The organism is Methylolobus aquaticus, assembly GCF_054172105.1.
The window spans coordinates 141096-153902 of record NZ_JBSYXP010000001.1 but is presented as its reverse complement, the minus strand read 5'-3'; the positions used below and the strand labels follow the sequence as shown (position 1 = coordinate 153902).

The following is a 12807-nucleotide window of genomic DNA, read 5'->3' as shown; positions in this document are numbered from 1 at the left end:
TCCGTGGTCGCGAGTGATTCATGGACCCGGCGTGCCCCCGCAGTGCTGCGCGCCGGACTCGAAGACAACCCGATGTTCCGCGAGTTCCCGGGCAGTGAGCAGGAATACACCGTCTCCGCCGTGCTCGAAGTCCAGCCAGGTGAACGGCACTGTCGGATACGCCGCCATCAGGGCTTCCGCACTACTGCCGACTTCGACGACGAGAACGCCCTCGGGGTTCAGATGATGGATTGCCCCGACGAGGATCTGACGCACGCAATCGAGTCCATCTTCGCCCGACTCAAGCCCCAGGCGAGGCTCCGCGTGGTACTCGGCTGGCAAGGATTCCCACTCGCCGCGGCTGACATAGGGCGGGTTACTGACAATGATGTCGTAGCGAGCGGCCCCTAGACCGGCAAACAGATCGGAGTCGATCAACTCGACGGCGTCCTCGACGCCGTGGCGCTGTACGTTTTCCCTGGCGACGGTGAGGGCTTCCTGAGATACGTCCACCGCATCGATGGCTGCCTCCGGGAAGACATGCGCACACAGGATCGCAATACAGCCAGAGCCTGTACATAAATCGAGCACCGACTGGATCTGCGCGGGATCGACCCAGGGCACGAAACGATTCAGGATGAGTTCGGCCAGTGGGGAGCGCGGCACCAGCACGCGCTCGTCGACTCGGAAGGCGAGTCCGCCAAACCAGGCCTCGCCAAGCAGATAAGCCAGCGGCTTGCGTTCCGCGATGCGCTGCTCCACCCGATCGACGATGCACGCGCGCTCGTCCCGCGTCAACGCCGCCCCGAGGTAGATCGCCGGCAAATCATGTGGTTGGTGCAGCGTATGCAGGACCAGCGCAGCGGCTTCATCGAATGCGGTCGCAGTGCCATGGCCAAAACACAATCCCGCTTCGGCGAAGCGGCTGGAGGCCCACCGAATGTAGTCGCGAATCGTCGCCAAGGTTCCGACGACCGTCGTCCGAGAGTCGTTCGTCATGGGTACAACCCGATACCGCGCAGACCGAGATCCTCGCCCCAGCCCAACGCCAGATTCATGCATTGCACTGCCTGGCCCGCGGCTCCCTTCACGAGATTGTCGATCACCGCCAACACCACGACGGTGCTGCCCCCTTGCGGACGATGAACGGCGATCTGACAACGATTCGAACCCTTGACGTTACGCGTATCGGGATGGGAACCAGGCCGCAGTACGTCGACGAAAGGCTCGTCCGCATACCGGGTTTCGAAGACCTGCTGAAGATCAGCGGCCGAATCGGCGAGTTGGGCATACAGCGTCGCGTGGATACCACGTATCATGGGCAACAGATGCGGCACGAACGTCAAGCCGACCGGCGCGCCGACCAGTCGCTCCAGGCCTTGGACGATCTCCGGCCAGTGGCGGTGACGCGCCGCGCTGTAGGCCTTGAAGCTCTCCCCGGTCTCGCTCATCAGCAGGGGCAACTCGGCCTTGCGCCCCGCACCGCTGACGCCTGATTTGACGTCTGCGATGAGTCCATCGAACCGGATCAGGCCCGCCTCCAACAACGGCAGAAAGCCGAGCTGAACCGCCGTCGGATAACAACCTGGACACGCGATCAGGCGAGCGGCGCGGATGGACTCCCGATTGACCTCGGGCAGACCGTACACGGCTTCAGGCAATAGCTGCGGACACGCATGCGGCTCACCGTACCAGTCTGCCCAGGTGTCAGGGTCGGTAAGACGAAAATCCGCCGCGAGGTCGATGACGAGGATGCCGCGTGCCAGCAGTTCAGGCGCCATCCGCATGGCGGTGCCATTGGGCGTGGCGAAAAACACGACATCGCAATCCATCAGCGACGCGACCTCGGCCGGAACGAAATGGGCATCGACCGCACCGCGAAGATTCGGATAGGCCTCCGCCACGGGGCGGCCGACATCGGCGCGCGACGTGACGGCGGTGATGCGGATTTGCGGATGCAGCGCAAGCAAGCGCAATAATTCGACGCCGGTGTACCCGGTACCTCCGACGATGCCTATGTCGACCATAGTCGTTGTTCGTTCTAGCTAATGTTTCCGCGTCGTGAAGACCGGGCGCACAGAGGACCTGTCTGCAGCCGCAACAGGACACGCGCAACGAAGAGACATCAGCCGCTCGATCCGCACCGGTCGGAAATAACCGTGCAGACGATCGTGCGCTCCGAGCGCGGCCCGTCGAACTCGCAAAAGAAAACGTTTTGCCAGCGTGACAGGCCCAGCCGGCCATTGATGACCGGAATGGTCTCCGAGGGCCCCACAAGCCCCGCCTTCAGATGCGCATCCCCATTCCCGTCCTGCTGGTCATGCTGCCAGACACCCTTGGGTATAAGACGTCGCAATAGGCTCAGGACATCACGCGGAACGCTGTCGTCCCAATTTTCCTGGATCATGATCGCGGCCGTGGCGCCCTGAGCGTAAAGGACGACGATACCATCGCGGACCGCGCTTTGCGCGACGAGATCGCTCACCTGGCGGGTCACGTCGATCAACTGTTCCCGGGCCGTCGATTCCAGCCGGAGCAGCGCCCGCATGCTAACGACTAACCGCGACAGTCACCGAACAATTCGCGTGCGTGCTCCACTGGGGCGCGCCCTCCACGACCGGCTGGAGCATGGCCTGGCATCGCTGTCAGCCCGCGCTCTCGTCACGCTGGTGCGGGGGCGGTTCGAGTCGGGATTGCTCGACGCGGGCCTTGAGTTTCTGGCCCGCCTTGAAGGTGACGACACGGCGTGCGGTGACCGGGATTTCCTCGCCGGTCTTCGGATTCCGGCCAGGTCGTTGCCGCTTGTCGCGGAGATCGAAATTCCCGAATCCGGACAGCTTGATCGGTGAGCCCGAGGCGAGTGCGCTCTTTATGGCTTCGAAGAACTCGTCAACAAGTTCTTTCGCGTCCTTCCGACCGAGTCCGACCTCGGTGAGCAGTTTTTCGACCATATCGGCCTTTGTCAGTGCCATCGGTTCAAGCCCTCAATTCGGCAGCCAGTTCAGTAGTTAACCGCTCCATGACCAGTCCTACGACCTGGTCGACGCGCGCGTCCGTCAATGTCTCATCGTCCGCCTGGAGGATCAGGCCGAACGCGATGCTCTTCTTCCCGGCCGCTATGCCGGTGCCCTGATACACGTCGAACAGTACGACGCGGCGGATGAGATCTTCCCCGGCGGCCCTCACGCAAGCCACCACGTCTGCGCTCGTAATGACCTCATCGACGACGACGGCCAGGTCACGGCGAACGCGTGGGAATTTCGACAGTGGCGTGAAGCGGGGTACCCGACGCCCCAGACTCTCGCCCAGTTCGAGTTCGAAGAGGAAAACGTTCTGCCCAAACCCGAGCGATTTCTGCAACGCCGGGTGCAGCATCCCCAGACAACCAGCACGCTGACCTGCAATCAGAATGGCGGCCGTCTGCCCAGGGTGCAGTGCCGGATGTTCGGCCGTAACGAAGCTCAACTCGATGGCACGGCCAGAAAGGACGAACAACGCCTCGAGGTCACCCTTGACGTCGAAGAAATCGATTTCACCCGCCGCCTCGGACCATTGCTCTGGCAGTCGCGGCCCCATCGCCAGACCGGCCAGGACGTTCGGTTGCCGCAAGCCCTCAGGGGCGTTGATGAACTTCGTGCCGACCTCGAATAGCCTCACGCGCGATTCCTGGCGTGCCTGATTCTTCAGCGCGACATCCAGCAAGCCCGCCCACAGGGTCGTCCGCATCACGGCCATTTCGGCGGAGATCGGGTTCTTGACCGCCAGTGACGGAACGTCCGGCTCCAGACGCTGCAGCAGCGTGGGCTCCACAAAACTGTAAGTGATCGCTTCCTGATATCCGCGGTCGACGAGCGCATCCCGAAACCGGTCGGCGTCGAGCCGGTGTTCGGTGGCCGGCTGCATCGTGGCGGGTAGAATTGGCGCCCGCTGCGGAATGCGGTCGTAACCGTAGACCCGCCCCACTTCCTCGATTAGATCGATCTCTCGGGTGATATCGAAGCGGAAACTGGGAGGACGGACGCTCCATCCATCGCTGTGCCTCGACACCTGCATCGACAGGCGTCGCAGGATGCTCTCGACCAAATCTGCGTCGATCGCAAGCCCAAGCACCTTTTCGACTCGATCGGCGCGCAGGACGATTTCGTCGCGCACCGGCAAACTGCCGGGTTCACTGACGTCGAACACCGGACCGGGCTCGCCGCCGACCAGATCGATGATCAACTGCGTGCAACGCTCAATCGCCCGCATCTGGAGTTCGGGATCGACGCCGCGCTCGAAGCGATGCGATGACTCCGTCGCCAAGCCGTAGCGACGCGCGCGCCCGCTGATCGCCGTCGGTGCAAAGAAGGCACACTCGACGAACAGGTCGCGCGTCTCGGTCGTCACGGCGGAATCGCGACCGCCCATGATGCCGGCCAAGGCCAGCGGGCGCTCGCGGTCGGCAATCACCAGCGTGTCCGGATCGGGCTCGACGGTCTGGTCGTTCAGCAAGGTCAGACGGTCTCCGGCGCGCGCAAAGCGGACCTCGATCCCGCCCTTCAGTCGGGCCAGATCGAAGGCGTGCAGCGGCTGCCCGAGTTCCAGTAGGACATAGTTGGTCACGTCGACGACGGGATCCAGCGATCGTACCCCGCAACGGCGCAAGCGCTCCTTCATCCACAGCGGCGTGACGACGCCGCCACGAATGTTCCGGATGATCCGGCCCAGGTAACGGGGGCAGGCTTCCGGCGCCGTCACGACAACCGGGAAGACCTCGCTGCCGACGGCCGGGACGGATGGCGACACCGGCTCCGGCGCCGCCTCCCCAAAAAGCACGGCAACCTCGCGCGCAATGCCTTCCACGCTGAGGCAGTCGGCACGGTTTGGGGTCAGGTCGACTTCCAGGACCTGATCGTCGAGGTCCAGGTAATCACGGAAATCCTGGCCGACTGGGGCATCAGCGGGGAGTGGCAACAGGCCCGACGCACTATCCTCCAATCCCAGTTCCTTGGCCGAGCAGAGCATGCCCTGCGATTCGACGCCGCGGAGCTTCGACCGGCCGATTGCCATGCCGCCCGGTAACCGGGCACCTTCGACAGCCAGGGGTGCGCGCATGCCCACCGCCACATTCGGTGCACCGCAGACGATCTGCAGGGGCTCCGCCGCACCGATGCCGACCTGGCAAACTTTGAGTCGGTCCGCTTGCGGGTGCGGTGCGATCGCTTCGACTTCCGCCACGACGACACCGGAAAACGCCGGCGCTGCCGGGACTGCGCTGTCGACTTCCAGACCGGCCATGGTCAACTGGTGCACCAGTTGGCCACTATCCGCCGCGGGGTTCACATAGGTCCTGAGCCACCGTTCACTGAGTCGCATGATACCGTCCGAAAACTGCTGGCAACGCCGCTAGAACGGCGGAAACTGTCGAAGGAACCTCAGATCGTTCTCGAAGAACAGGCGCAGGTCGTTGATCCCGTAACGCAGCATGGCCAGGCGCTCAACACCCAGCCCGAAGGCGAAGCCCGTATAACGCTCGTGATCGATGCCGACGAAGTCGAACACCCGGGGATGGATCATCCCGCAGCCCATGACCTCCAGCCAGCCGCTCTCGCCGCAGACGCGGCAACCGGCGCCATCGCACATGACGCAGCCGATATCGACCTCGGCCGAGGGCTCGGTGAAGGGAAAGTAGGACGGGCGGAACCGTATGGCGATCTGCCGCTCGAAAAACAGGCTCAGGAACTCGTACAGAATTCCCTTGAGGTCGGCAAAACTGGTCTGTTCGTCGACCCAGAACCCCTCGACCTGATGAAACATCGGCGTGTGGGTCAGATCCGAGTCGCAGCGATAGACCCGCCCCGGCGCGATCACACGCAACGGCGGCTGGTTCGACTCCATCACACGGATCTGCACCGGCGACGTGTGGGTGCGCAGCAACGTGTGCGCATCGAAATAAAAGGTATCGTGCATCGCCCGCGCCGGGTGATGCGCTGGGATATTGAGGGCCTCGAAGTTGTGATAATCGTCCTCGACCTCCGGTCCCTCATGGATCTCGAAGCCCACACTACGGAAAAGCCGGGAGATCCGCCGCATCGTCAACGTGACCGGGTGCAGACCACCCGTCTCGCTGCCCCGGCCGGGCAGAGACACATCGATCCGCTCGCTGCGAAGCCGCGCTGCGAGTTCACGCTGCTCGAGCGCCTCGCGGGCGTTCTCCAGGTCGCTCTGCAGGCGGTCGCGGATTTCGTTCAACTGCCGTCCCAGATCGCGCCGCTCGGCGTCGGTCGCCTGACCCAGGCCCTTCAGACGCTCGGTCAGCAGCCCCTTCTTGCCGAGGTACTGAACCCGGATCTGCTCCAGTTTGCCTAGGGATTCGGCCGACTCCAGCGACTGCCGGGCCTGCAGGTAGAGATCATCGAGGGATGGATGCACCGCCCTGCTCTCTGGGGGTCTGGTTGAATCGAGAAGGAAGCGCACACGGGGCGAACGTCAGTGCGCTCACCCGCTGCGCGAGAAAGAAAGGAAGGTCAGCCTTGGGCGATGCGCGCCAGCTCCGCGAAGGCGGTCTTGTCGTGCACGGCGATGTCAGCCAGCACTTTGCGGTCCATGTCGACCGAAGCCTTCTTCAAGCCATCCATGAAACGGCTGTACGACAGTCCGCATTCACGCGCGGCGGCGTTGATGCGGGTGATCCACAGAGCACGGAACTGCCGCTTGCGCTGACGGCGGTCGCGATACGCGTATTGACCGGCCTTGATGACCGCCTGTTTGGCGACGCGATAAACGCGGCTACGGGCACCGTAGTAACCCTTGGCCGCCTTCAGGACCTTCTTGTGTCTGGCTCTCGCGGTGACTCCGCGCTTGACTCTAGGCATACCGCCTCCTCAGAAATTCGCTTCGAAAATAACGGGTCAACTGTACGGCAGGAGACGGGCTGCAGACTTGCTGTCGGAAGCGTGAATCGTATACGCCTTCCGCAACTGGCGCTTCCGCTTGGTCGTCTTCTTGGTCAGGATGTGCCGACGGTGCGAATGGTTGCATTTGAAACTGCCGGAGGCAGTCCGCTTGAAACGCTTCGCCGCGCCGCGATTCGTCTTCATTTTGGGCATGATCGGTCTCTCAATCGTTTTCGGTAGCTTACTTTTTCTTTTTCGGCGCCAGCGTCATGATCATCTGCTTCCCTTCCATCTTCGGATGCTGCTCGACAGTTGCGTATTCCACCAGGTCGTTCTCGACCCGTTGCAGCAACTCCATTCCCAACTCGCGATGGGCCAATTCCCGACCGCGGAAGCGGCAGGTCACCTTGGCCTTGTCACCCTCGGTCAGGAACCGGGTCAGGTTCCGAAGCTTGATCTGATAGTCGCCTTCGTCCGTTCCGGGACGGAACTTGACTTCCTTGACGTGAATCAGCTTCTGCTTTTTCTTCGCCGCCGCCAGCTTCTTGTTCTGCTCGAAACGGAATTTCCCGAAATCCATGACCCGGCAAACCGGAGGGTCTGCGGTGGGGGAAATTTCGACCAGATCCAACTCAGCATCGTAGGCAATCTGCTGGGCCTGCCGTACCGGCACGACACCGGCCTGATTGCCTTCCGCATCGATCAGACGCACCATCGGCGCCGTGATCTGTTCGTTAAGGCGCGGATCCTTTTTATCGTGGGCAGTGATACTTATTCCTCCAGCGCTGTCATTCTCCGGACGGTCCGTGTTTGTCGGCCGCCTCTTTTCTGAACCGTTCAGCCAAGTCGCTCAAGACCAAGGCACCGAGATCGGCGCCATTCTGAGTGCGGACGGAGACCGTTTCAGACTCTTCCTCTTTGGGCCCGACGACAAGCAAATACGGGACCCGTTGCATCGAGTGATCGCGGATTTTAAAGCCGATCTTCTCATTTCTCAAGTCCACCCGGACCCGAAAGCCTTGAACTGCCAGCGATTCGACCACGCGGCGCGCATAATCGGCTTGGCGGTCGGTGATATTCATGACCACCGCCTGCACCGGCGCGAGCCAGAAGGGGAAGAAACCCGCATGATGCTCGATCAAGATTCCGAGGAAGCGTTCCATCGAACCGAGGATCGCCCGATGCAGCATCACCGGCGTACGGCGCGAGCTGTCCTCGGCCACGTAGACGGCACCCAGACGCTCCGGCATCGAGAAGTCCACCTGTATCGTGCCGCATTGCCAGATCCGCCCGAGGCAGTCCTTGAGCGAGAACTCGATCTTTGGCCCGTAGAACGCGCCCTCACCCGGCTGTAGCTGCCACTCGAGACCTTTGGCATCGAGCGCCTGCGCCAGGGCCGCCTCGGCCTTGTCCCACACTTCGTCGGAGCCCACCCGCTTTTCCGGGCGCGTCGACAGCTTGATCAGCACCTGATCGAAACCGAAGTCCGCATAGACGCGGAATAGCAGGTCGATGAACAGCGACACTTCCGGCTGAATCTGGTCGTCCGAGCAGAAGATATGGGCATCGTCTTGCGTGAACGAGCGCAGCCGCATGACGCCATGCAACACGCCGGACAATTCGTTGCGATGACAGGAGCCGAACTCGGCCAGGCGCAGCGGCAGGTCGCGGTAGCTCTTCAAACCCTGGTTGTAGACCTGCACGTGGCACGGGCAGTTCATCGGCTTGATCGCATAGTCGCGCTCATCCGCCTGGGTCGTGAACATCTCGTCGGCGAATTTGTCCCAGTGACCCGACTTTTCCCAGAGACTACGCGACACCACCTGCGGCGTCCGAATCTCCTGGTAGCCGTTGTCGCGAAACACGTCGCGCATGTACTGTTCCACCGTCTGCCACAGCGTCCAGCCGTTCGGGTGCCAGAACACCATGCCGGGCGCCTCTTCCTGCAGATGAAACAGCCCCAACTGCTTGCCGAGCTTGCGGTGATCGCGCTTCTCGGCCTCTTCCAGCCGATGCAGGTAGTCGTCGAGACTTTTCTTGTCCGACCATGCCGTACCGTAGATCCGCTGGAGCATCTCGTTCCGGGAATCGCCGCGCCAATAGGCGCCGGCGACCCGCATCAGTTTGAACGCCTTCAAGTGCCCCGTGTGCGGCACGTGCGGACCGCGACACAGATCGACGAAGTCACCCTGGGCGTACAGCGAGATGACCTCACCTGCCGGGATCTCCCGGATAATCTCCGCCTTGTAGCGCTCACCCAGTCCGCTGAAGTAGTCGACCGCCTCGTCCCTGGGCATGACCGATCGCGTAACCGGCAGCGCTGCCGCGGACAACTCCGCCATCTTCCGCTCAATCGCCTCGAGGTCTTCTGGCGTGAACGGGCGTTCAAACGCGAAGTCGTAATAGAATCCGTCCTCGACCACCGGACCGATCGTGACCTGAGCCGACGGATACAGCGACTTGACCGCTTCGGCGAGTAGATGCGCCGTCGAATGACGGATGATCTCCAGACCTTCAGGCTGTTTGGCCGTGATGATTGCCACCTCGGCGTCGTGCTCGATGAGGTGCGAGGTATCGACCAGACGGCCATCGACCCGACCGGCGAGAGCAGCCCGAGCCAGTCCCGCACCGATCGATTCGGCGACCTGCATGACACTGACGACGCCTGGGAATTCCCGGCGGGAACCGTCCGGCAGCGTGATGACGGGCATGATCCGCTCTAGCCTGAGGTGTGATGAGAATTCGTGCCGCGAGAAACAAAAAAGCATCGCCGAGCGATGCCTGTTTCCTGCAGCCATTTGGTAGGCGCGATTGGACTCGAACCAACGACCCCCACCATGTCAAGGTGGTGCTCTAACCAACTGAGCTACGCGCCTGCACTGCCCGTGACAGGGCAAGCGCGCATATTACCGGGAGTTCAGGCCTCGGGTCAAGCCCATCGAGATGCGGCAGGGCAGCCACCTTACATCCACCCTCCCGCAGGACCGTGGTGCGAAAAATCATGTTAAATGTACCGAATCCCACTTGATCACTGACATCATCGCGATGAAAACAGCCCATGTCATTCGCCACGTCCCCTTCGAAGACCTCGGCAATCTGGCGCCCGCGCTCGCCGCTGCGGGCTTCACCATGGAGTATCGGGAAGCCGGCCTCGACGATCTAGCCTCTTTCGATGCGGCGGACCCGGACCTTTTGATCGTGCTGGGCGGCCCGATTGGGGTTTACGAAGAGCGTGCCTACCCATTTCTTGCCGATGAGCTGCGGCTGCTCGAGCGACGCCTCGCGGCCGACCGCCCTACGCTGGGCATTTGTCTCGGCGCGCAACTGATTGCCGCTGCGCTCGGCGCCCGCGTCTATCCCGGCGCACGGGGCAAGGAAATCGGCTGGTCGACACTCCATCCCGGGTCCGACCTCACAGCTGCTTCTCCCCTGGCGGATCTCGTCGCCGACGGCGTCGAGGTACTACATTGGCACGGCGACACCTTCGATCTGCCGGAAGGGGCGACGCACCTCGCCGCAAGCACCCGGTACCAGAACCAAGCCTTTGCCTGGGGCAAACGGACGCTGGCGCTGCAGTTCCACCCGGAAGTCACCCGCGCCGGCCTCGAGCGGTGGTATATCGGCCATGCCTGCGAGCTGTCTCAGGCCGGCCTGGAGCCGGCTGCACTGAGAGCGGAAAGCGGCATCAAGGCACCGCGCCTCGCCCAGGCAGCTGCGCCTTTCTGGCAGGCCTGGCTAACCGATAGCTGCTGAGCTTGCCCTCCGGAAAACGACCGGGCGTGCCGGAGCCGACTTCAAGCCTCGAAGGACACCGAGCGGATCTGTTGGATTTGGTCTCTCAGCCGCGCCGCTTCCTCGAACTCCAGATCCCGCGCATGGGCATACATCTTGTCCTCGAGCTGTTTGATAAGGCGCGCCGCTTCCTTCGGCGGCATCGGCGCGTATTCCGCCGGCGTTTCGGCCACGCGCTTGCGGCCGGGCTTGCTGTTCCGCGCAAACCCCACACCCGGAATCGGCACCTCCAGGATATCGGTGACCGCCTTGCTGATGCCGCGCGGCGTTAGCCCATGGAGCTCGTTGTAGTTGCGTTGTTTGCACCGACGCCGTTCGGTTTCCTCAATCGCCCGCTCCATGGATCCCGTCATCCGGTCGGCATAGAGGATCGCCTTGCCGGAGAGGTTGCGCGCAGCGCGTCCGATCGTCTGAATGAGCGATACGGTCGAGCGCAGAAAGCCCTCCTTGTCTGCATCCAGTATCGCGACCAGCGAAACCTCCGGAATATCCAGCCCTTCGCGCAGCAGGTTGATGCCGACCAGCACATCGAAAACACCGAGGCGCAGGTCGCGAATGATCTCGACCCGTTCCACCGTGTCTATATCGGAATGCAGATAACGCACGGCAACGCCATGTTCGAGCAGATATTCAGTCAGATCTTCTGCCATGCGCTTGGTCAGCGTCGTCACCAGCACGCGCTCCTTCCGCCCAACGCGCTCACGAACCTCGGACAGCAGATCGTCGACCTGCGTCGTAGCCGGCCGCACCTCGACCTCGGGATCTACCAGACCCGTCGGCCGCACGACCTGCTCGACCACGACACCTGAGTGTGTCTGCTCATAGGGACCCGGCGTGGCCGAGATGTAGATGCGCTGCGGCGAGCGCAGTTCAAACTCCTCGAATCGCAGCGGCCGGTTGTCCAGCGCCGACGGGAGGCGAAAACCGTATTCGACCAGCGTTTCCTTGCGGGAGCGGTCACCGCGGAACATCGCGCCGATCTGCGGGATCGTCACATGGCTTTCGTCGATGAACAGCAGTGCATCGGGCGGCAGGTAATCGAACAGCGTTGGCGGCGAGTCGCCCGCGGCCCGCCCCGAAAGATACCGGGAGTAGTTCTCGATGCCGGGACAATAGCCAACCTCCAGCATGATCTCGATATCGAACAGCGTCCGTTGCTCGAGTCGCTGCGCCTCGACAAGCTTGTTCATTGAATACAACTGTTCGAGCCGTTCTTTCAACTCGACCTTGATTTCCTCGACAGCGGCGACGATCTTCTCGCGCGGCGTAACGTAATGGGTCTTCGGGTAAACCGTATAGCGGGCAATACGGCTCAGCACCTCCCCCGTTAGCGGATCGAACAGCGACAGGCGCTCAATCTCGTCATCGAACAACTCGACCCGCAGGGCTTCCTTCTCGCTCTCCGCCGGGTGGATGTCGATCACATCGCCTCGCACCCGGAAAGTACCGCGTCGCAACTCGGTCTCGTTGCGGGTGTACTGCAGCTCGGCGAGGCGCATCAACATCTGGCGCTGGCTGATCATGTCGCCGCGGACCAGATGCAAGACCATCGCAAAATACGAGGCCGGTTCGCCGAGGCCGTAGATGGCCGAGACGGTCGCCACGATGACCGTGTCGCGTCGTTCGAGCAGCGCCTTGGTCGCCGACAACCGCATCTGCTCGATGTGCTCATTGAGCGACGCGTCCTTCTCGATATAGGTGTCGGACGACGGCACGTAAGCTTCGGGCTGGTAATAGTCGTAATACGAGACGAAGTACTCGACGGAGTTCTCCGGAAAGAACTCCTTCATCTCGCCGTACAACTGCGCTGCCAGGGTCTTGTTCGGCGCCAGAATCAGCGCCGGGCGCTGCACTGTCGCGATAACATTGGCCATCGTGAAGGTCTTGCCCGACCCGGTGACACCCAGCAGGGTCTGGTGGACCTCCCCGTCGGCGAGCCCCTCCACGAGCCGCCGGATGGCCTCGGGCTGATCGCCCGCAGGCGCGAAGCTGCTGTTAAGGCGCAGTTTCTTATCTTTCAGCGGATACAGATTGCTGGTTTGATCGGTTATCATATCGGGCTTTTTCAAGGTTTCAGCCGCATCGCGAGACAAAGCCGGCTGTGGAAATCCCTGTTTCGATTGTGTTTCGTATCGGGCATCACCGCGACGCGGTCCCCCTC

Annotated in this window: 12 protein-coding genes and 1 tRNA gene; 1 reads left to right on the top strand and 12 read right to left on the bottom strand. The window is 62.3% G+C overall.

Translation table 11 applies throughout. The annotated features are described in order from the left end of the window. Positions 1–18: 18 nt before the first annotated feature. The 11 genes from prmB to ACW73L_RS00635 all read right to left on the bottom strand — a co-directional run bounded on the left by prmB (position 19) and on the right by ACW73L_RS00635 (position 9730). Positions 19–978, bottom strand: coding sequence for a 50S ribosomal protein L3 N(5)-glutamine methyltransferase (gene prmB, locus ACW73L_RS00685; protein WP_498919381.1), 960 nt, complete (start codon positions 976–978; stop codon positions 19–21). Further along, entirely contained in the window at positions 975–2006 is a 1032-nt protein-coding gene (gene argC, locus ACW73L_RS00680) for an N-acetyl-gamma-glutamyl-phosphate reductase (protein WP_498919380.1), read from the bottom strand. The genes prmB and argC overlap by 4 nt, the downstream gene beginning before the upstream one ends. A gap of 98 nt (positions 2007–2104) precedes the next feature. After that, positions 2105–2527: a secondary thiamine-phosphate synthase enzyme YjbQ gene (locus tag ACW73L_RS00675; protein ID WP_498919379.1), complete on the bottom strand. Its 423-nt coding sequence runs from the start codon at positions 2525–2527 to the stop codon at positions 2105–2107. A gap of 97 nt (positions 2528–2624) precedes the next feature. Next, positions 2625–2951 (bottom strand): integration host factor subunit alpha, encoded by a 327-nt coding sequence (locus tag ACW73L_RS00670; protein ID WP_129882582.1) that lies wholly within the window; start codon positions 2949–2951, stop codon positions 2625–2627. A 4-nt stretch (positions 2952–2955) separates the two neighbouring features. Continuing rightward, complete coding sequence (gene pheT, locus ACW73L_RS00665) at positions 2956–5334, bottom strand: phenylalanine--tRNA ligase subunit beta (protein ID WP_498919378.1); 2379 nt, start codon at positions 5332–5334, stop codon at positions 2956–2958. A gap of 30 nt (positions 5335–5364) precedes the next feature. Then, the gene (pheS, locus tag ACW73L_RS00660; protein ID WP_498919832.1) at positions 5365–6363 is read right to left on the bottom strand and encodes a phenylalanine--tRNA ligase subunit alpha; all 999 of its coding nucleotides are present in this window, start codon (positions 6361–6363) and stop codon (positions 5365–5367) included. A 122-nt stretch (positions 6364–6485) separates the two neighbouring features. Next, complete coding sequence (gene rplT / locus ACW73L_RS00655; RefSeq protein WP_129882585.1) at positions 6486–6833, bottom strand: 50S ribosomal protein L20; 348 nt, start codon at positions 6831–6833, stop codon at positions 6486–6488. Positions 6834–6869: 36 nt separating this feature from the next. Beyond that, entirely contained in the window at positions 6870–7067 is a 198-nt protein-coding gene (gene rpmI / locus ACW73L_RS00650; protein ID WP_129882586.1) for a 50S ribosomal protein L35, read from the bottom strand. 28 nt (positions 7068–7095) lie between these two features. Continuing rightward, positions 7096–7623, bottom strand: coding sequence for a translation initiation factor IF-3 (infC, locus tag ACW73L_RS00645; RefSeq protein WP_129882587.1), 528 nt, complete (start codon positions 7621–7623; stop codon positions 7096–7098). A 19-nt stretch (positions 7624–7642) separates the two neighbouring features. Further along, positions 7643–9565, bottom strand: a complete 1923-nt coding sequence (thrS, locus tag ACW73L_RS00640; protein ID WP_498919377.1) for a threonine--tRNA ligase — start codon at positions 9563–9565, stop codon at positions 7643–7645. 88 nt (positions 9566–9653) lie between these two features. Then, positions 9654–9730: transfer RNA gene (locus tag ACW73L_RS00635), tRNA-Val, on the bottom strand. Between the two features lie 169 nt (positions 9731–9899). On the opposite strand from ACW73L_RS00635, the gene ACW73L_RS00630 reads away from it, so the two are divergent. Then, entirely contained in the window at positions 9900–10607 is a 708-nt protein-coding gene (locus tag ACW73L_RS00630; protein ID WP_498919376.1) for a glutamine amidotransferase, read from the top strand. Positions 10608–10648: 41 nt separating this feature from the next. Here the strand turns inward: ACW73L_RS00630 and uvrB are convergent, their stop codons facing one another. Further along, on the bottom strand, positions 10649–12700 hold the full coding sequence (uvrB, locus tag ACW73L_RS00625) for an excinuclease ABC subunit UvrB (protein WP_498919375.1): 2052 nt from the start codon (positions 12698–12700) through the stop codon (positions 10649–10651). Positions 12701–12807 lie beyond the last annotated feature (107 nt).

What these genes read in the sequence shown, in the direction of transcription:
- rpmI (WP_129882586.1), bottom strand. Translation starts at nt 7,067, where the DNA reads ATGCCCAAAATGAAGACGAATCGCGGCGCGGCGAAGCGTTTCAAGCGG.
- argC (WP_498919380.1), bottom strand. Translation starts at nt 2,006, where the DNA reads ATGGTCGACATAGGCATCGTCGGAGGTACCGGGTACACCGGCGTCGAA.
- ACW73L_RS00675 (WP_498919379.1), bottom strand. Translation starts at nt 2,527, where the DNA reads ATGCGGGCGCTGCTCCGGCTGGAATCGACGGCCCGGGAACAGTTGATC.
- pheT (WP_498919378.1), bottom strand. Translation starts at nt 5,334, where the DNA reads ATGCGACTCAGTGAACGGTGGCTCAGGACCTATGTGAACCCCGCGGCG.
- uvrB (WP_498919375.1), bottom strand. Translation starts at nt 12,700, where the DNA reads ATGATAACCGATCAAACCAGCAATCTGTATCCGCTGAAAGATAAGAAA.
- rplT (WP_129882585.1), bottom strand. Translation starts at nt 6,833, where the DNA reads ATGCCTAGAGTCAAGCGCGGAGTCACCGCGAGAGCCAGACACAAGAAG.
- prmB (WP_498919381.1), bottom strand. Translation starts at nt 978, where the DNA reads ATGACGAACGACTCTCGGACGACGGTCGTCGGAACCTTGGCGACGATT.
- ACW73L_RS00670 (WP_129882582.1), bottom strand. Translation starts at nt 2,951, where the DNA reads ATGGCACTGACAAAGGCCGATATGGTCGAAAAACTGCTCACCGAGGTC.
- ACW73L_RS00630 (WP_498919376.1), top strand. Translation starts at nt 9,900, where the DNA reads ATGAAAACAGCCCATGTCATTCGCCACGTCCCCTTCGAAGACCTCGGC.
- thrS (WP_498919377.1), bottom strand. Translation starts at nt 9,565, where the DNA reads ATGCCCGTCATCACGCTGCCGGACGGTTCCCGCCGGGAATTCCCAGGC.